The sequence below is a fragment of the Paenibacillus sp. XY044 genome (assembly GCF_002257645.1).
Lineage (GTDB): Bacteria > Bacillota > Bacilli > Paenibacillales > Paenibacillaceae > Paenibacillus_AQ.
This window is the reverse complement of sequence record NZ_NQMO01000014.1, coordinates 14,373-33,037: the sequence shown is the minus strand read 5'-3', so window position 1 is coordinate 33,037 and position 18,665 is coordinate 14,373. Positions and strand designations below refer to the sequence as shown.

General features: G+C 49.5%; 17 protein-coding genes and 1 pseudogene. 10 read left to right on the top strand and 8 right to left on the bottom strand.

Going from position 1 to position 18,665, the window contains the following annotated elements:
• Window positions 1–250: 250 nt before the first annotated feature.
• The 3 genes from CJP46_RS33185 to CJP46_RS33175 all read left to right on the top strand — a co-directional run bounded on the left by CJP46_RS33185 (window position 251) and on the right by CJP46_RS33175 (window position 3,896).
• Window positions 251–1,393, top strand: a complete 1,143-nt coding sequence (locus CJP46_RS33185) for a tyrosine-protein phosphatase (RefSeq protein WP_256992647.1) — start codon at window positions 251–253, stop codon at window positions 1,391–1,393.
• A gap of 319 nt (window positions 1,394–1,712) precedes the next feature.
• Window positions 1,713–2,786 carry an SPFH domain-containing protein gene (locus CJP46_RS33180; RefSeq protein WP_094599897.1) on the top strand — a complete coding sequence of 358 codons (1,074 nt, stop codon included), beginning with the start codon at window positions 1,713–1,715 and terminating at the stop codon, window positions 2,784–2,786.
• Window positions 2,787–2,798: 12 nt separating this feature from the next.
• The gene (locus tag CJP46_RS33175) at window positions 2,799–3,896 is read left to right on the top strand and encodes a TFIIB-type zinc ribbon-containing protein (protein ID WP_094599896.1); all 1,098 of its coding nucleotides are present in this window, start codon (window positions 2,799–2,801) and stop codon (window positions 3,894–3,896) included.
• A gap of 119 nt (window positions 3,897–4,015) precedes the next feature.
• Here the strand turns inward: CJP46_RS33175 and CJP46_RS33170 are convergent, their stop codons facing one another.
• The 5 genes and pseudogenes from CJP46_RS33170 to CJP46_RS33150 form a co-directional block, all read right to left on the bottom strand.
• A complete protein-coding gene (locus CJP46_RS33170; RefSeq protein WP_094599980.1) occupies window positions 4,016–4,969 on the bottom strand; it encodes an ABC transporter substrate-binding protein in 954 nt (317 codons plus the stop codon).
• Window positions 4,970–5,002: 33 nt separating this feature from the next.
• The gene (locus CJP46_RS33165) at window positions 5,003–6,028 is read right to left on the bottom strand and encodes a FecCD family ABC transporter permease (protein WP_094599895.1); all 1,026 of its coding nucleotides are present in this window, start codon (window positions 6,026–6,028) and stop codon (window positions 5,003–5,005) included.
• 1 nt (window position 6,029) lies between these two features.
• Window positions 6,030–7,034 (bottom strand): FecCD family ABC transporter permease, encoded by a 1,005-nt coding sequence (locus CJP46_RS33160; RefSeq protein WP_094599894.1) that lies wholly within the window; start codon window positions 7,032–7,034, stop codon window positions 6,030–6,032.
• A 122-nt stretch (window positions 7,035–7,156) separates the two neighbouring features.
• Complete coding sequence (locus CJP46_RS33155; protein ID WP_179281434.1) at window positions 7,157–8,677, bottom strand: helix-turn-helix domain-containing protein; 1,521 nt, start codon at window positions 8,675–8,677, stop codon at window positions 7,157–7,159.
• A gap of 741 nt (window positions 8,678–9,418) precedes the next feature.
• Window positions 9,419–9,759: pseudogene (locus CJP46_RS33150) on the bottom strand (winged helix-turn-helix transcriptional regulator).
• Between the two features lie 207 nt (window positions 9,760–9,966).
• Between CJP46_RS33150 and CJP46_RS33145 the strand changes: the two are divergent.
• Together CJP46_RS33145 and CJP46_RS37680 are read left to right on the top strand one after the other, a co-directional pair.
• Window positions 9,967–11,376, top strand: coding sequence for an MFS transporter (locus CJP46_RS33145; RefSeq protein ID WP_094599892.1), 1,410 nt, complete (start codon window positions 9,967–9,969; stop codon window positions 11,374–11,376).
• Between the two features lie 373 nt (window positions 11,377–11,749).
• Window positions 11,750–11,857 (top strand): AraC family transcriptional regulator, encoded by a 108-nt coding sequence (locus CJP46_RS37680; protein ID WP_373558068.1) that lies wholly within the window; start codon window positions 11,750–11,752, stop codon window positions 11,855–11,857.
• A 32-nt stretch (window positions 11,858–11,889) separates the two neighbouring features.
• On the opposite strand, the gene CJP46_RS33135 is transcribed toward CJP46_RS37680, so the two are convergent.
• The gene (locus CJP46_RS33135; RefSeq protein WP_094599890.1) at window positions 11,890–12,339 is read right to left on the bottom strand and encodes a macro domain-containing protein; all 450 of its coding nucleotides are present in this window, start codon (window positions 12,337–12,339) and stop codon (window positions 11,890–11,892) included.
• A gap of 292 nt (window positions 12,340–12,631) precedes the next feature.
• Window positions 12,632–13,315 (bottom strand): CPBP family intramembrane glutamic endopeptidase, encoded by a 684-nt coding sequence (locus CJP46_RS33130; RefSeq protein ID WP_094599889.1) that lies wholly within the window; start codon window positions 13,313–13,315, stop codon window positions 12,632–12,634.
• Between the two features lie 240 nt (window positions 13,316–13,555).
• On the opposite strand from CJP46_RS33130, the gene CJP46_RS33125 reads away from it, so the two are divergent.
• Entirely contained in the window at window positions 13,556–14,290 is a 735-nt protein-coding gene (locus tag CJP46_RS33125; RefSeq protein WP_094599888.1) for a response regulator transcription factor, read from the top strand.
• The gene (locus CJP46_RS33120; protein WP_094599887.1) at window positions 14,287–16,029 is read left to right on the top strand and encodes a HAMP domain-containing sensor histidine kinase; all 1,743 of its coding nucleotides are present in this window, start codon (window positions 14,287–14,289) and stop codon (window positions 16,027–16,029) included. The genes CJP46_RS33125 and CJP46_RS33120 overlap by 4 nt, the downstream gene beginning before the upstream one ends.
• A gap of 212 nt (window positions 16,030–16,241) precedes the next feature.
• On the opposite strand, the gene CJP46_RS33115 is transcribed toward CJP46_RS33120, so the two are convergent.
• Window positions 16,242–16,475: a helix-turn-helix domain-containing protein gene (locus CJP46_RS33115; RefSeq protein WP_094599886.1), complete on the bottom strand. Its 234-nt coding sequence runs from the start codon at window positions 16,473–16,475 to the stop codon at window positions 16,242–16,244.
• A gap of 113 nt (window positions 16,476–16,588) precedes the next feature.
• On the opposite strand from CJP46_RS33115, the gene CJP46_RS33110 reads away from it, so the two are divergent.
• The 3 genes from CJP46_RS33110 to CJP46_RS33095 all read left to right on the top strand — a co-directional run bounded on the left by CJP46_RS33110 (window position 16,589) and on the right by CJP46_RS33095 (window position 18,644).
• On the top strand, window positions 16,589–16,903 hold the full coding sequence (locus CJP46_RS33110) for a DUF6809 family protein (protein ID WP_094599885.1): 315 nt from the start codon (window positions 16,589–16,591) through the stop codon (window positions 16,901–16,903).
• A 433-nt stretch (window positions 16,904–17,336) separates the two neighbouring features.
• Window positions 17,337–17,630 carry a helix-turn-helix transcriptional regulator gene (locus CJP46_RS33100; protein ID WP_483874444.1) on the top strand — a complete coding sequence of 98 codons (294 nt, stop codon included), beginning with the start codon at window positions 17,337–17,339 and terminating at the stop codon, window positions 17,628–17,630.
• 117 nt (window positions 17,631–17,747) lie between these two features.
• Complete coding sequence (locus tag CJP46_RS33095) at window positions 17,748–18,644, top strand: SDR family oxidoreductase (protein ID WP_094599883.1); 897 nt, start codon at window positions 17,748–17,750, stop codon at window positions 18,642–18,644.
• The last annotated feature ends 21 nt before the right edge of the window (window positions 18,645–18,665 follow it).

The window sequence follows — 18,665 nt, the reverse complement described above, 5'->3', positions numbered from 1 at the left end:
CAAATTTAACTATTCGACATCGATCGGGAACCCCCTGCCCCCATGCCGAATTTCCTGTATTCAGCAAGGAGTTCCGCGAAGAGATCTATCCTTCGGTCCACCCGGATCTGACACCTTCTTCGGGATTTATGTAAATACGGACATGATTTTACCTTCCGTTGATGTTCGGATAACATGATTTCAACACTTCTCCCCCATCATAAGGAGGACAACATGCATTTTCCAAAGTCCAGAGGGGAGAACAACGACGATGATGAAAAAAACGATTCTGCTGGGAACGGCCCTGCTGCTTTCGGCTACGCCGCTGTCAGCAGCCATGGCCAGTGCAGCCGCGCCAGCGGGCAAAGCGCCCGCATCCGGCATCCAAGCCCATGCCAAGCAAGGCAGCTTTACCGGGGCTACCGTGGAGCGGGCCAAGGACGGTACGCTGACGCTGCACTGGCAGACCACCGCCGATTTGGGACCGGTTAAAATCTACTGGAGCCAAAGTCCGGACGGCGGCTGGAAAGAGCTTGCCCGGACCTACGCATCGTTTGGCGGTCTGCGAACCAAGGATCCGAATCCGGGCAGCCGCGTTTACTTTAAAGTGAAGGCGGCAAGCGGCGCCGTCATCAAGACCGCCGAGCGCCTGCTGCCGCTCCAAGGCGCCACCAACTTCCGCGATCTCGGCGGCTACAAGACGACGGACGGCAAAACGGTCAAGTGGGGCAAGCTGTTCCGCTCAGACGAGCTGGCCGGCCTGACGGCAAGCGACATTACTTATTTGCAGAAGAGCGGCCTGAAGACGATCGTGGACTATCGTACGGACGATGAAGTGAAGTCCAAGCCCGATCCGGCGATTCCCGGCGCGACATATGTCCGCAACCCGGTCTTCGGCCAGTCCGGCAGCGGTACCGACCTCATGAGCTTCATGGCCAGCGGCGAATTCGAAAAAATGGGCAAACCCGGCGACGTGCTGATCGCCGCCAACCGCGACATGGTCGACTCCCCTTCGGCTTACGTGAAATTGTTCGATATGATGCTGGACCCGGCATCCGCTGCTCTCGTACAGCACTGCACCGCAGGTAAGGACCGTACCGGCCTCGGTTCGGCGTTGATGCTGCTGGCGCTCGGCGTTCCGAAAGAAACCGTGGTCCAAGACTTCCTCCTTAGCAACAAGTACCGCGAAGCGTACAACAAGGCGGCCGTGGACGCCATGGTGAAGCAGTTTAACCTGACCGACGAGAACGCGATTGAAGTCATCCAAGCGTTAATGGACGTTCGACCGGAATATATCAACGCCGCTTTCGACGAAATGGCCAAGAAATACGGCTCGATCCAGGGCTTCCTGGAACAAGGCCTGGGACTGAGCGAAGACGAGCAAGCGAAGCTGAAGCGGATGTATCTCGAATAGTGACGCAGCCCGGCTCTTTCGGGTACGAAGATAGACGATCTGCATGGCCGAAGCCATGACGGATCGTCTTTTTCTTTGGTTGTTTACACGTTTGCCGATTCCCTCCCCCTCCTTCCGTGGATTTTGTCCATTTGTGGCATATGGTGCTGAAACCTCACCGATTCGTTGAGACGGATCAACCCGATTCACGTATAATAGGAATAATTGTATAGATTGAACTAAAGTTGGCATTGAACTTCCTGCTATAACGGCCCAATAGAGGGCTATGACATTCATTTCTTTAGTTCATTCTATATGGAATGAAGATGGAGGTTGAACGATGGGTTTGTTTTCTTTTATTAAAGGCCAATTTATCGAAGTCATCGAATGGACGGACAACACCAATGAAATCGTGCACCAGTTTCCGGTATACGACAAAGCGATCAAGATGGGCGCCAGGCTGACGGTGCGGGAATCGCAGGCCGCGATTTTCCTGAACGAGGGTCAGATTGCCGATGTGTTCGGTCCCGGCACGTATACGTTAAGCACACAGAATATGCCGGTGCTGACAGCGCTAAAATCATGGAAATATGCATTCAATTCGCCGTTTAAGGCGGATGTGTATTTTGTAAACACACGTAATTTCACGGATCAGAAATGGGGAACGACCAACCCGATCATTATGCGGGATGCGGACTTTGGAGCCATCCGGATGCGGGGGTTCGGCAGCTATGCATTCCGTGTACAAGACCCGGCCCTGTTCCTGAAGGAAATCTTCGGGACCCAGTCCTCATTCGGTTCGGATCAAATCGGCGGTTATCTCAAGTCGGTGATCGTGTCCGGTCTGAGCGACCTGATTGCCGAGGCCAAAATTCCGATCATGGATATCGCGCTGCAGTACGACGAGCTGAGCTCCGCCCTCCGGGCCAAGCTGGAAACCCACTTCAACGCCATGGGGCTGTCCCTGTCCGGATTTTTTATCGAAAACATCTCCTTGCCTGAAGAAGTCGAAAAAATGATCGACCGGAAGTCTTCCATGAGCATTGCCGGCAATCTCGATCAGTACATGAAGTTTCAGGCTGCCGAATCGCTTCGCGATGCAGCCAATAATCCCGACAGCGGGCTCGCAGGCGCTGGGGCAAGTCTCGGGGCGGGCATGGCCATGGGGCAAATGTTCAATCAAGCGATGAAGACTTCTGGGGATGCTGCGGAACCCCAGCCTGCCGCGCCTGCCCATCCGGCGGCCACCGCCGATACCGAACCCTGCTCCCAGTGTGGACACGGACTCAAAACCTCCGACAAATTTTGCCCGGAATGCGGTACGCCGCGGCCGGAGAAAAAGTTTTGCTCGGAATGCGGAGGCAGCTTGAGCAGCGCGATGAAATTCTGTCCGAGCTGCGGCAATAAAGTGTAGAGGAGAGCGCTTATGTCAGTCGAGGCACCCATTCGGTTCCCCTGCTCGGGCTGCGGGGCGCAAATGATTTTTGATACCGAAACCCAGCAGATGAAATGCACCTATTGCGGAAGCCTGGCTCCCATTGAACAGTCCCGCTATCCGACCGAGCCCACCGAATATGAGCTGGATTTTGCGGATGAACAAAACCAAGCCTTGAAAGACTGGGGGACCGAGCATCAGGCGGTGCAATGTGAAAATTGCGGAGCCCAGATGCTCTTGCCTGCAGGGCAGACTGCGGCTCTATGCGCATTTTGCGGATCCCCCAAGGTCCTTCCCCAAGGTGACCCGGACAGCATACGGCCCGAATCCGTCATCCCTTTTCACATCTCGAAGGATGAGGCTAACGCCCTGTTCCTGAAGTGGAAGAAGAAAAAATGGTTCGTGCCCAATGCCTTCAAAAAGCAGCAAACCCGCTCGAGTGTTTCCGGCATTTATGTCCCCTTCTGGACCTTTGATGCCCAGACCGATTCCGACTACTCGGCAGAGGTGGGAACCTATCACTACCGGACCGAAACGCGTACCCGCACCGTTGACGGAAAAACGGAGACCTACGAGGAGCAGGTTCGGTACACCGTGTGGCACTGGACATCCGGCTCTTACGATCGGTTTTTCAACGATGTGCTTGTTCCTGCTTCCAAACAACACGACACCCGCCTCATGGAGCAATTTGACGATTTCAGCCTGGAAGACCTGTTACCTTATAAGCCAGAATATTTAAGCGGTTTTGTGGCGGAAAGGTATACCGTCCCCCTCCGAGAAGGTTGGAACGACGCCGTTTCACGGATGGACGACAGCCTCGAGGATTCGATACGCCGGCAAATCGGCGGGGATGAACTGCGCAACCTGAGCATCGATACCCAATATTCCGAGCAGACCTACAAGCATATCCTGCTTCCGCTTTGGAATGCTTCTTACACATACAAAGAGAAGACTTATCGGTATATGGTCAATGGGGAGACGGGCAGCATTAGCGGCAAGGTCCCGCGCAGCGGATGGAAAATTACGTTTTTCACTCTTTTTTGCGTCCTCGTGGTCGCCGCTATTATTTTGTATTTCAACAGTAGATAAATGTAAACCCACTGTCCATATTGCGTATTACCCGGGTAGAATGATCATTCGGAAAAATAAAAGGAGCCCCGCTTCATTAGCGGGGTTCCTTTTCGGTTACTGAAATTTCCGAAAGAATATTATTTTGAAAATAGCTGTTCGGCGTCATCCATAGCCATGCTTTGTCCGAGTGAGGAGTAATCCAACCATTTTTGTCCATCTAATATGTAAACATGATTATTTTTCACAGCCTTGAGACCTTTCCAGAGCGGGTTCTTCTCAAGCTCGCTGTAGGCTTTTTTGGCATTGCCGTCGTCATTCACGATCAGAAAAATCGCATCCGCATCGAAATCGGGCAGTACTTCTTTAGAAATAACCTCATACGGTTTTCCATCCGCAATTTTTTCTACACCGTTAGCCGGGGTTAATTGCAGGTCTTGGAACATGATCGGACCAACGGGTCGGCTGGTACTCATGACTCTAATCTCTTTTGCCGATACCCGAATCGCCATCGCCTTCGCCTTCTCTCCAAGCTCATCCGATATTAATTTGCGCACCCGCTGCGTTTTCTCGTCATACTCCTGTATGAATTTGTCTGCCTCCTGATCCTTTCCCACGACGGAAGCAACCTGTTTCAATTGGTCCCGCCACGTGCCTTGATCCAAATCCATGCTGACGACAGGTGCGATTTTTTCAAGCTTGGCCCGGTCTTGCCCACCGAATTGCTCTTCGATGAAGATATAATCCGGCTCGAGAGCCAAAACAGCCTCCATATCGGACTCCCCGACGACCCCCAGCTTCACCGTTCCCTGAAGCATATCCTTCACGTGCGGGAGAAAGTCTCCAACGCCTCCGCCGATGGCCGACCCTGCCGGCTTGATTCCTAAAGCCAATAAGTTATTGGTCATGTGGATCGACATCGATGCGATTTTCGCGTTGGGATCGACGTGCTGAACAGATTCATCCGAAGCGGCCTGCTGCGACGCAGCGCCTGAGGAAGGAGCAGCTCCTTTCTCTTCGCTTGTCTTCGCCCCGCAAGCCGATAACACCCCAATCAACAGGACCATTGCCCAAACCCAACCTATTTTTCTCATCTTCATGCTTCATCCTCCGAATCGATCATCCCATTATTTTTTCTTGCTGAACAGTAAATACAGAAAGTAAGGTCCCCCGATCGCCGCGACGACTACACCGGCCGGAACGGCATTGGGTTGAAACAATGAGCGGCCGATGGTGTCGGCGAGCACTAGAATAACAAACCCAATCATGGCTGAAACCGGCAGAAAGTGCCTATGACTCGGACCGACAAGCCGTCTGGCAATATGAGGGGATGCCAAGCCAATAAAGCCGATTCCTCCAACCATAGCCACACTCGCGCACGATAACGCTACCGCAAACACAAGCAGTAAAAATCGGTTTGTGTTCACGTTGGCTCCCAAGCCCTCGGCGGTTTCATCGCCCATCGTAAGCAAATCAAGCGTGCTCGAACGATAATAAATCAGCGGTATAAACACGGCTATCCAGGGAAGTAATGTCCAAACATGAATCCAGTCCCTTCCCCACACATTCCCGGCTAGCCACCGCGCAGCAAAAGCGTAAGAGTCCTCGTCCAGTCGTAGTGATAGTAGAAGTGTAAGTGCATTAAATCCCGCCCCAATGGCAATGCCAACCAGGATCATTCGAATCGGCAATAAGCCTCGATAACGATCGTAAGCCAGCAACATGATCATGCCTGCAATGACAGAGCCTCCAAGCAACGTGAATAGCGGAATGAATAATGTTGCTGTACCTTCCATGGTTCTAAAAAAGGTAAAGTAAATCATAAGACCAAAAGCAGCGCCGGAATTGATGCCTAGAACACTTGGATCTGCAAGGGAATTTCTAGATACGCCTTGAAATGCCGCGCCAGCAACTCCAAGTCCGGAACCGGCAAGCACCGTGATGATAATGCGCGGCAGTCGATAATCATACAGGATCATTCTTTCTTCTGGCGTTCCATAACCTAGCAGTGCATTCATCACGCTGGATGGCGAGAGACGAATAGATCCTGTATTTAAGCTGATAAATATGACAGCGATTCCGATGAAAGCAAACACTAGAGAAACAAGGATGGCCCGCTTCCTTCTAAGTTGTGAATAATCATCGACCTTCAACTTATAACTCTCTCCTTTCTTTACGAGCTAGATAAAGAAAGAAGGGGACGCCTACTAAAGACACCATGGCGCCTAGCGCAAATTCTCTTGGTGGATTGACCATCCGGGCAGCGAAATCTGCCCAGACCAGCAGAACGGCTCCCAAGACAGCTGAAATCGGAATAATTTTTCGGTAGTCGACGCCTACGAGTTTTCGGGCAATATGCGGAACGATCAACCCGACAAAACTGACCGCTCCCGCGACAGAAACGGAAACTCCAGCAAGCAGTACGACGACGATCAATCCTAATAGTCGAACCAGTTGTACACGCAGCCCCAAATTGGTCGCCGTTTCGTCGCCCAGTGACAGAAAACTAATGGATCGACCCATCATTGCTGCGAAAAACGTTACAATGAGCACAATGGGGGCGAGAAATCGCAAATGAAACCAGGTGACGCCCGCTACCCCACCTGCATACCAAAAGGCCAGATCCTGACTCAAGGCAAAATGGATAGCGATTCCTGTGCTTAACGAATGCAATATAGCGGCAATCACAGCTCCGGCAACGGTTAATTGTAAGGGATCTGATTTCCCAGGAGCCAGTGCCCCTAAGGCGACGATGACGATGGTAGTCAATGCGGCACCTGCAAAAGAAAACACGATAAGCGATAAATAGGATATATTCGGTGAAAATGCGAAGCATAATACGACAATAAAAGTAGCGCCAGCATTCACGCCTAATATTCCGGTATCAGCCATTGGATTCCGAGTAACTCCTTGCATCATTGCCCCGGCTACTCCAAACGCCATGCCCACTAATGCCGCACCCAGTACCCGGGGAAGCCTTATTTCATGAACGATTTGATGAGCGGTTAAATCTGGACTGTAGTGAAAAACAGCAGACCAAACCGTAGATAATGTTAAATCTTTAGCTCCATATGAAATTGTAAAAAATAGACTGAATGCCAGAAATGAAAGGCTGGCAATCAGCACTAAGCCGAATACAATGGTTTTCCTGTTCTCCATAAGTATTTGTTTAAACCCTTCCCACTAACTGATAATGGTTCTCATTTCATTATAAGTGTGCAGGCATGTAAGTACATGAAGTTTTTTTAGATGAACGGATGAATAAATTTTGGATTTTGCCTCTATCTCTGCAGCATGAGCAGATATGCGGCCTCATCCAACTGCGACTGGATGCCGGATGGAGAATACATCATCCACTTCTCCCAATTAATGAATGTAACCCTTTGTTTACGGACAGCCGGATGACTTGACCAAAACGGATTAGAACGCATCCAATGAAAGACACGCTGCTTATCACTTGCATTTTCTACGGCAATAAATAAAAAGTCCGCTTCATAATACTGAATTTCATCCGGGGAAATCGAGGTCCACGTAAATCCCGTTCCCGCCGGATAGCGCTTCATTTGTCTTGAAATTCGATCCGGTGCAGCCAAATTTAAAGACCGGTAGAACACATGGCCGATGTTTCTGGCTCCATACATTCTGAGTTCCCGCCCTCTGCAAACACATAAAGCAACAGTCGGACTACCGACCGAACCGCGGAGTTTCTTCCGCCATGTCTCCGCTCTTCTTTCATATTCCTCCAACCAATGCTTCGCAGATTCCTGCCGATGAACGAGTCCAGCAATAGTTTGCATATGTTGATAAATATCCTGGCTTGACCACGGAATCGATACGATCGGAGCGATGTCATTAATATGTTCTTGCGCCTTGGCGAGCACATTGTCTTTACACACAATGAGATCAGGTTTAACTTTCATAAAAATCTCTCTGCCGGCATTCCATGGATCAGAGGCATGTTCCGGAAGATGGAGTTCCTGCGTTTTCATAGGTATCGATCGATAAATTTGCGCAGCCCGCGGGATATGTCCAAGCGTATATAAATGGTCCGAATATGGGGAAGAAAGTGATATCGTTGTCATTTCTCTTTTTCGAGCGAAAACGCTTGGCGAATACCCACTCTTTCTTTTGAAACGCCGGCTGAAATAAAACTCATCATTGAATCCAACACTTGCTGCAATATCAGAAACGGGCTTCTTCGTGGTCAGCAGCAGCTCTTTCGCCTTATTGATCCTGAGGTCAGTTATAAAAGCTATTGGAGTTTTCTTCATGATCTGCTTGAATATTTGAGAATAATACGACGGATGGAATTGACCTAATGCGGCAATTTCACTCATTTGAATATTTTCTTGATAATGGTCCAGCATGTATTCAATGGTCTCTTGCAGCCTCACCGCCGCATCTCCACTTTTAGTTGGAGTACATTCTAACAATCCATCCAGCAGTTCAAGCAGGAGTTGTTGTCCTTGAAAATGTCTAGGTTCCCCTGTTTTGGCTCCCTGCAGTGATATGAGCAAAGCTATAATACGCAATGTGTGATTTCCAACCGTCTTTACTCTGCCCTGCAAAGGGAAAAAGTCCTCCCTCGCATACTCCATTCGATTTGTAGTTTTGTTGGTCAGCGCATATCGATCAAACGAGACCCCATACAATTGAATGGGTTTCTCCCCTTGAGCACATATCTGAACTCGATCGCCCGGCATAAACATGTAGAGGGCATCTCTTTCCAATGCTTCGTATTGTCCATTGTGAAATAGCCCTCCGTCTCCCATCATGACAAAAAGGACCATCTGATGAGTCAATATTCGATCCCCATTTGCCCACTCCGGTACCTCCGGAAATTTTGTGGATTCGATAATTTCAAACCTTGAATGGACTAATTTCATTTTGAACTCGCTTAGATTCCTCATCATTTTGATCCTTATCTTTGTTCATAGTCTTTGAAGAAAATTATCATGTACATATAAATGAGACTGATTCTCATTCTTATTATACTTGGGCTCGATTAATATGCAACGTAAATACGATGAGGTAGCATGCTCATGCTAAAAAAACCAAAAGCAACCTGCTCTTGGTTCCAAAACATGTATAGCCTCTTCTGCTTCACAGAGCAATTGTAATTCCTTTAACAAGACTCCCAGCTCAGCTATTTAAGGAGGCCACTGAAAAAGTCCGTCTCATGAAAAAAAGGTGCCGTTCGATTAAGGCATCATGGAGAGCAGGTGAGCGGATGATTAGGTAACAACAAACCTTAATGCTATGTCCCTATGCCGAATTGTATAACCTTGTGGTACCAAGGACAATATGATGCGCCAGATCAATGAACTGGTGAACCATTGATCCCATCTCTATGTTTAAATATTTGGGGTTGAAATTTAAAGTTGATATCCCCAAATAGGACCAAAAAAAGAAGACATCTCCCCCAGAAATCGGGTAGATGTCTTTTTCGATTATGGACCTGCCGCCGAAGAGAAGAAAAACAGTAGTTCTTCAGTGGCCCCCTTGGTTGCTGAGCTCTTTTTTTAGTTTCTCCGCCGCTTACGTCACATGTTCGAGCTTGCCTGCTTCTCGGTCGATCCCTGGATGTACCGCTCTCCCCACTCGCACATCACATCGATGACCGGCCGGAGTGATTGGCCCAGCTCGCTCAATTCGTAAACGACTTTTGGCGGGACCTGGTTGTATACCGTCCGGATGATGACCCCATCCTCCTCCAACTCTCTAAGCTCTGAGTCAGCATTTTTTGCGTGATGCCCGGGGTCAATTTTTTTAGCTCGCTCGTTCGTTTCGCTCCATAGGTTAAATGGCATAAAATGAGCGTTTTCCATTTCCCACCGATGACTTCCAGGGTCGCTTCTATAGGTATATTAATAGCTTGTGGCATACTCGTTTTCATGGCATTTTTCCCCCGATCAAAATAGGTACTTTTTGGTTCCTATATTACTTTTTGGTGAAAATGACACAAAAAAGTGCGTACTTCTGTTCCTCGATTATATGATACATAATCTCCTTGTGCCAATAAGGAAATCGGCAGACCCGATCGAGCCGGTTCCGGAATGGATGATTATTCATAATGAGGAGGACATATCGAATGAAGGCAAACGGTCAAACGTCTCAAAGTTCCGGCAAGCTTTCCTGGGGCTTATTGTTCGTTTTGTGCGGCGCTATTTTTCTGGAAGGGATCGACGTGTCGATGATGGGCGTGGCTCTGCCCTCGATCCGTGCTGAACTGGGCATGTCGACCGGTTCGCTGCAATGGGTGGTCAGCGCCTATGTACTGGGGTATGGCGGCTTCATGCTGCTGGGAGGCAGGGCAGCCGACCTGTTCGGGCGCAGAAAAATGTTTCTGCTATGGCTCACCGTTTTCTTTGCGTTCTCCGGGCTAGGCGGATTATCGACCGAAGGATGGATGCTGATCACCGCCAGGTTTGTTACAGGCATTAGCGCTGCGTTCATGACTCCGGCCGGCTTATCCATCATCACGACAAGCTTTGCGGAGGGAACTGCGCGTAACAAGGCACTGCTCGTTTATGCCGGGACAGCAGCCGCCGGGTTTTCACTCGGTCTTGTGGTTGGCGGCATCTTAAGTGAGATCAGCTGGCGTTTGGTTTTCTTTGGTCCGGTTCTATTGGCATTCGTGATTCTTCTAGCCGCGATTCGCCTCATACCGGCCTCTGATCGGCCGGAGGCCTCCTTCAAAGGCTTCGATCTGGCCGGAGCAGTTAGCGTCACGGCGGCCATGCTGCTTCTGGTTTACGCTGTCGTGGAATCCTCCAACCTGGGTTGGAGCTGGACTGCCGGAATCCTGGCCTGCAGTGCCCTGCTTTTCGGTCTCTTCGCAACGATTGAACGACGCTCGGCTTCCCCCTTGGTACGCCTTGGCATATTTTCTGCCAGCTCACTCGTACGGTCAAACCTGGGTGCCATGTTGTTTGCCGGCTCTTTTTTCGGGTTCCAGTTCGTGACGGTGCTCTACCTCCAAGAACTGCGCGGCTGGTCATCTCTTGAAACAGGTCTTGCCCTGCTCGCCGTCGGTGTCGATTCCATACTCGCACCTACCCTGACCCCCAAGCTGGTAAACCGTTTCGGCAATATTCCGGTGATTTTCGGCGGGTTCTGCCTCGCTGCGTTAGCCTACGCCCTTTTTCTTCCTATCGGTTTGGACTGGACCTATGCAGCGATGTTCCCGACGATGATCCTGACGGGCCTCGCCTTTTCGCTGACTTATGGACCTTTAACCATCGCCGCCACGGATGGAATAGCGGACGAAGAGCAGGGGCTCGCCAGTGGTTTATTGAATACCTCCTTCCAGTTTGGCGCCGCACTCGGTTTGGCGGTCGTGACCGCTGTGCAGATTGGCGCTACAGGTTTGGACAAATCCCCGCAAGCACTGCTCGACGGCTACCGCACAGCGATGATGGTTCCGATTGCCGCTTCCCTTCTCGGGATTGGCATTACTGCCCTCGGCCTTCGTAAACGCTCTCCGGTAGTGAACAGTTAAATATTAAGAAGCTCCCTCCGCTGGATAAAGCTAAAAAAAGAAACCAAGAGCAGGAATTGGCCCTTGGTTTCTTTAAACTGATCTTTTGATTTATAGAATCTCTTGCATAACGAAAGCAACACACCACTGCTATAACGGGCATATAAAAACACCGTCACCACGCAGGATCATCAATGGGTAAACCACTCTTGAGCCGGTTACCAATTACACACATCCATCTTTTTAATCTTCGACTTTTATCAGTTCTGCTTTGACAATATGGTATTTGCTCAATACAATTTTTCTTCCTTCGGGTAACGTGGTTATTGTCGTGCGTGTACGTGGTTAAGCGGTTATTTGGATCAAAAATAGTTTGAAGCTGCCCAATGCCGAAATGAGCGGCTACGCCAGCGAGATTCACTTCATTCGCCAATTCAAGCAGCAGACGGGGCAGACGCCATCACAGTATAGGGAGCACAAAATAAAGCCAGACCGCTTGTAAGCAGTCTGGCCTGGTGTGCCTTGTATAACTGTCTATATTTTATACAAAGTAACTTCATAGTCTGCAAAAACCTTCCCGATCATCTGCTCTACCACACTCCACTCCCCGTTCGCCAGCCCGCAGCCAATGTTGTACGGGAGGGCGACAGACAGTCCCTTGGCCTGCGCTTCTGTCCTCAGGATGGTTAACGCTTGCTCCAGCGCAGCATAGTCCGTATACCGGGTTTTGCTCCTCCCATAATCAAGCTGGCCGAACAGATTCGCCGTGTACTTCGCGCCCGTCTGCACCAGCTGGCAGTGTCCAAGCAACTCGTCAGACGTGTACTGGTCACAGTACTTTTTATACTCAGGAAATAAGTTCGGATATCGGTCCCGCAGAATCTTCGCAATCCCCGACTCCATCACCCCCTGACAATTCACCTGATGCCCAAGAATATTTTCACTAGCTTCTAATAGATCGCCGTTTATGATTTGGATGGTCATGGTTCTCTCCTTGTTGTTGTGACTTGGGTGTTTGGTAGATAGATTGAACTTAAGAATGCCCGTTCCGGGATAGTACAGAGAATGTTTGGCCTTCCGGCCGCTGTTGTCCCCAGATTTCTTAATTTGAACTATATTAGCAGTAGAAATCCGGCGACAAAGGCGGACGCTACCGCTCCTCCAGCTCCAAAATTCTCCTCCGTCACTCTTCCCTAACCGAATAGTTTCAATTTCAATCTATCTCATTCTTGTATTAGGATTATACCATTCTCCCCCTAAGCCATTCCTCCTCCGTCTACAGCGTAGAATAATAGAGAAGATTGAGGCCGTTATACACGATATGCACCACGACTCCCGGCCAGATGGAGCCTGTCTTGCGGAACAGGTATCCCACCAGGATGCCGACCATGAATGCGTCTAACAGGATAACGGTGAATCCATGAATCACGCCGAAGATTGCAGCGCTGCCGACCACCCCGGCCCATGCTCCATATCGGTTCAGTGCATTGGCAATTACGCCGCGGAATACAAACTCCTCGCTGAGTGGCGTGAGGATGGCCCCGGTGATAATCAGAATGAAGAGCGAGAGCGGACCGCCTTGCGCTGCCGTCTGGAAGTCCGCCTGGGTGTTGATCTCGGTAATAAAGTGGTAATAGATTCCTTCAATAACAAAGCATCCCCCGAACGCGGCAATGCCGATTACGACCGCCACCAGCAACCATTTCCGTTCAGTCATCCGAAACCCGAAAGCACGTAAATTGCGAATCCGCAAGGCGTAGGCTGCAAACAAAGCCAGGAAGCCAATCAGACCATTGCCCGCACCTCCGATATTAATCCGCAAGATGGCTTGCTCATCAGGAAGTTGAAGCATCCAGACACCAAGGATAACAACGCCAACCATATAGAGGAACAGTGCAGTTAGGATCTCCGGCCAGCCGGGCCGGGTTTGAGGTATTTCAGACATGGATGGACTGCTCATTGCCAGCCTCCCGGTAGTGACCATTTTTTACTCATGCTATTAACCTCCGCTTTAATAGATTGAATGCAACCATCCTTTTCCTCCTACTCCTCTCATCGAAGCTCGAATGTGCTGCTCAGACCTATCCTACCAACCCCGCTGGAACGGAACTTAAACGAACCGATGAATTTTTGCTTAATTTTGTCCCCGCTGTTTAGGTTCTGTTAAGATAAATATGCTATTTTGAAAAAGGGTGAGAAAATGCCAAATCTATCCGCTATTAAAATCGCTATCGTTGACGACGAACCTTCGATGATCACCATGCTGCAAATGGTGCTTCGCCGGGAAGGTTTTCATCAACTGTACGGGGCTTCCACTTGTACCGAAGCTCTCAGCCTAGTGCAACGCGTGGTCCCCGATATTGTTCTGCTTGACATTATGCTTCCCGACGGCAGCGGACTGGAGCTCTGCTCCAAGATCCGCGAATACGGGAACCCGTATATACTGTTCCTGACAGCCAAGGCGTCCGATCTCGATATTCTAAAAGGCTTCGCCATGGGTGGGGATGATTATATCACCAAGCCCTTCAACCCCCTGGAGGTAGCCGCAAGAATTCAAGCGCGCATACGCCGGTTGGAGCCGGAAGCCCTGGCGTCCGGTTCTGCGAAGCATCCCGATGCGGGAATTTACCGGTTCGGCCGCTTTACCATCAACGAGGCGGAGGGCGAGCTGACCGTAGAGGGACAGCCCGTTCCTTGCCCTGCACAGGTTTTCCAGCTATTACTGCACTTCTGCAGACATCCCGGAATCGTATTCTCCAAAACCCAGCTCTACGACAATGTCTGGGGGATCAACGGACAGGGCGATGATTCGACCGTGATGGTGCATATTCGCCGCATACGGGAGAGGATTGAACTCGATCCCGGCAATCCAAAGCTGCTGCTTACGGTACGCGGACTTGGCTACAAGCTGGTGAAGGAGCCGGAGGAGCGATGAAAATCCAGCAACGTATGGCTTTCCACTTCACGTATCAGTTGATTTTCTATGCTCTGGCAATTGTGACCATTGCTTTGGTTACCTGCATCCTGTTCTTTCAGAACATGACCAGTAATGAGATACGCCGGAACTTTCCGGTTGGCGTCCTGCAACAGATTGCCCAAGAAGCCCAGTACAAAGACGGAAAAATTCACATCTTCTCCCAGTGGAACAAGCTTATCAAAGAGAAAGAGATGTGGCTGCAGGTGGTTAGTGCGGAAGGAGACATAGTCTACAGCATTAATACAACTCCCTACCCCGCACTGCCTGCCTCCTACTCCACCGCTCAATTGCTCGATATCCAGGAGACACGGAGACTGGGGTCTTATGCTGTGCAAACGCAACTGAATTTCTCGTTCCAGGACCCGCTTCTATATGTACTCGGCTATCCAACTCCTGACCTTGACCAGCTCGCGGCGTGGTTCAATGCTTACGGACAGCAGGGCATGGTAAGAAGTGAAGCGGTTCCCCTCTTGGAACAGCAGCTTCGAGAGACTGGCAGTTATCTGCAAGTGATCGACCCTGAGAGTAACACCGTACAAGGCATTGGCGATCAAACCTATGTACAAAAGGCATATCGGCCATTGGATATTCTGGCCATCCAGCAGTCTCCAGACAACTATGACGCGGGTATTGTGGCCCACCGGGACGAGCCGAGCGGAATGACCTGGATCGTCTATACGCCCCATGCAGCCGGACTCCCTCTGAAGCATCCTGTATTGGAAAACGCAACGCCGAGACTCATCTGGATTGCGGTACTGATCCTGATCCTCGCTCTGTCGATCTCCATCTGGCATGGCTACCGCTATGGGCGGCCTCTGATTCTGTTCGCAGGCTGGTTCGAACGGATGGGCCAAGGGCAGTACGACGAGGTGCTGACCGCCAAGGACAAACGCAAGGTATTCCGCCGCAATGGCACTATGCGAACCCGCAACAGGCTATATCAGGAAGTCATTCAAGCCTTCTATCAAATGACTCATCAATTGGCTCAAATCGAGAGGGACCGCAAGAGGCTCGAGAAGGAGCAGGCGGAGTGGATGTCAGGGATCTCCCATGATCTGCGCACACCTCTGGCCACGATTCAAGGCTACGGATATATGCTGGAGAAGCTGCCTGAGCAATGGAGCCAAGAGGAAATGCGGATCATGGGTGCGACCATCCGGGAAAAAGGGGATTATATGCTTGAGCTGATCTCCGACTTCTCTCTAATCCATCAGCTCAAGCAGAGCGATTCCATCATGGTCCGCCGGGACATCGATCTGGCAGAGTTGGTACGCTGCTCCGTGTTGAAGTACGTCAACGATGCCACCATGTCTGAGTATCTGTTTCACTACACCGGGGATGAGGATTCCCTGTTGATACAGGGAGATGTAACCTGGTTACAGCGGCTGATGGACAATTTGCTGTCCAATGCGGTCAAGCATAATCCGCCAGGCACAACCATTACCGTCAATCTTATCCGAGTCAACGGCCAAGCTTGCATACGGGTACTCGATAATGGGAACGGGATGGATGAGGAGACACTGTATCATTTGTTCAATCGATATTACCGCGGAACCAATACCGAGGAATCAACAGACGGCTCCGGACTCGGAATGAGCATCGCCAAAACCATCGTCGAAGCACACGGCGGCGAAATCAAGGTCCAATCGAAAATTGGGCAAGGCACGGAATTTGAGATTCTTTTGCCCTGCTGTTAGATCACGCTAATCTGTCAAGTTCAGCTAATTCGGTAATGAAGCAAAGAATTCAGGCAATCGGCCCTTAATCGTACGATATCAATTCACTTCAATCCAAATGGGGGAATTAAAGTTTCTGAAATAACTTATCAAATTATAGAGTTAATATTGAATGGATAAAAACCAAAAATGACTGTGCAGAAATCTGCAACAGTCATTTTTGTGTTTTATATTCACTTGGCTCCAGCAATCTCTTCCTCCACAAGCCTAACCAATTCCGAAGCCTTCATATTCAACGCCTCAGCAAGCGCTAGCAATGAGTTCAGGGTAGGCTGATGAATCCCGCGTTCCAGCATCGATATGTAAGTCCGGTCAAGATTGCTTTGGAAGGCTAACTTCTCTTGACTCATCTTGTTTCTCTTCCGAATAGTCTTTAACACTTGCCCAAAGATTTCTTCTGATTTCAAGGCCATACCTCTTTTAGGTTAATTATCTAGTTGTCCGAACATTCAAATCCACGTAGTATACTCTACAAAATAATAATACTTCATGATATAATTTGCATAAAGGGGATGAGGGAATGAAGAGTCTTTTAGAAAAGCTATATCATGGCCATTTGCATCCGAATGAAAACGTAATACCAAGTGACCCGCAATACTCTGAATTATGTCAACAAACATCTGAAATCATAGAGACTTGGAAGAAACGACTTACAGAAGAGGAGTTCCAACAATTAGAAGCATTGTTAGACCTAAACGCTCAGACACACGGCATGGAGCTATCCTCGATTTTCAAATATGGATTCCGTCTAGGAGCAGGCATTATGGTTGAGGTTTTAACGGGGGTGGAGGATCTTGCTAGTAGGTCGAGTAGTGTCACTGATAAGACTCAGTGATTAACGGAAAATTCTGCGTGGTTCATAAATGTTAACCTCAATTAAAAGTAATCAGAAACCTTGATTTCTCAAGGTTTTCTTTGCAATGCCAGAGTGAGCGGTCATTATTGATCTCCGGTCGCTCAGTCGTTTTAGTACATCTCTCATAAACTACGGCTAAAGTGTATCTGAAAATGCAACTTAAACTGGGTATCGTCAAGCATACTGCATTCCTCCCTTGCAGGTTGCCAGGGCAGAATGCTGGTAGGCAGAAATACACGGGGCTTTTCGGTGCTCAAACACTTGGGCCGAATCCAGACATCCCGAATCCCGCGCACCTCAATTTTCCGCCGCGTAATCCTGCTCGACTTGTCCAGATATATGATTTCTAAAGTTTGGACGATGTTCATCCTTATGATTTATGTCGGAGCTTTTCGAGCTGGAAGATACATTTATGTTGCCAGCAGATTTCCTTCTAGATGTATACCAGCCTCCAGACGATCGCGACGTCCTTGTGCGCATCTGGGTCCAACCTGACATTGCCGATAAGGTAAGGGAATCGAACAACTTCTATATAAAAACCATAGAGGATCATACGGAAGGGTTGCTGGTGACCTTACGTGTTCGGCAGCCTGAGGAATTGCTGCATTGGGTGCTCGGCTGGGGAGGCGAAGTGGTTGTGCTGGAGCCGGAATCCTTCCGACATCGGGTTAGAAACGAACTGAAAAAAACGTTAAAGCGCTACTGACATAACGGTGTCAGTAGCGTTTTTGTATACTTCAAATAAGTAAAAGCTCGAATTTGAGCTTTTATTATATCTCCTGTTATAACTATTTGTGTTATAACAAGAAACATTACAATTATTATGGAGGAATCAAGATCGAAAATTTTAGTTACTGGCGCTACTGGCAAACTAGGGTCAAAAGTATTGGATGCGCTATTGAAAACCGTTCCTGCGAGTCAACTCGCTGTAAGTGTCGGCAAACCTGAGAAAGCGGAAAGCCTTCGCGCTCGCGGCGTAGATGTTCGGTATGGGGACTTTGACCGCCCAGAAACGCTGGAAGCGGCATTTGCAGGGATTGACCGGTTATTGATCATTTCAACGGATGGGGACAATGAAACGAGAACTCGTCAACATACGAATGCAGTTGAAGCCGCTGCACGGGCGAAAGTTGGATTCATCGCTTATACAAGTGCACCGAATGCAATGGAAAGCAAGATATCCCTTGCAGCAAGTCATCAGGCGACGGAGAAGGCGATTCTGGAATCCGGCATTCCTTACTCGTTCCTGCGTAATAACTGGTATTTGGAGAATGAGACGGCAAGCATTCAAGCTGTGCTGGCTGGAGCGCCTTGGGTTACATCTGCGGGATCCGGCAAGGTAGGCGGGGCCCTTCAGCAAGAATATGCAGAAGCGGCGGCGGCCGTACTTGCCGGCGACGGACATGAGAATACAATCTATGAGTTGTCCGGAAAACTGCTGGCGCAGGAAGAACTCGCGTCCGCACTTGGAATCGTTTTGGGCAAGGAGGTTCTCGTCCAGCAAGTAGATGATGCCACCTATGCCGAGATCATGAAAAAGGCTGGCATACCGGACTTCGTTATTCCGATTCTTGTAGGGATTCAGCATGGTATTCGGGGAAGAGCTTTTGAGGTGGAAAGCAACGATTTCGATAAGTTGCTTGGCCGGCCATTAACGCCAACGAACGAAGCCCTAAGTCAACTTGTACAAGGGATCTCCTATAAGCAGTTGGATAACTAGACTGCCGTGTGGCGAATGACC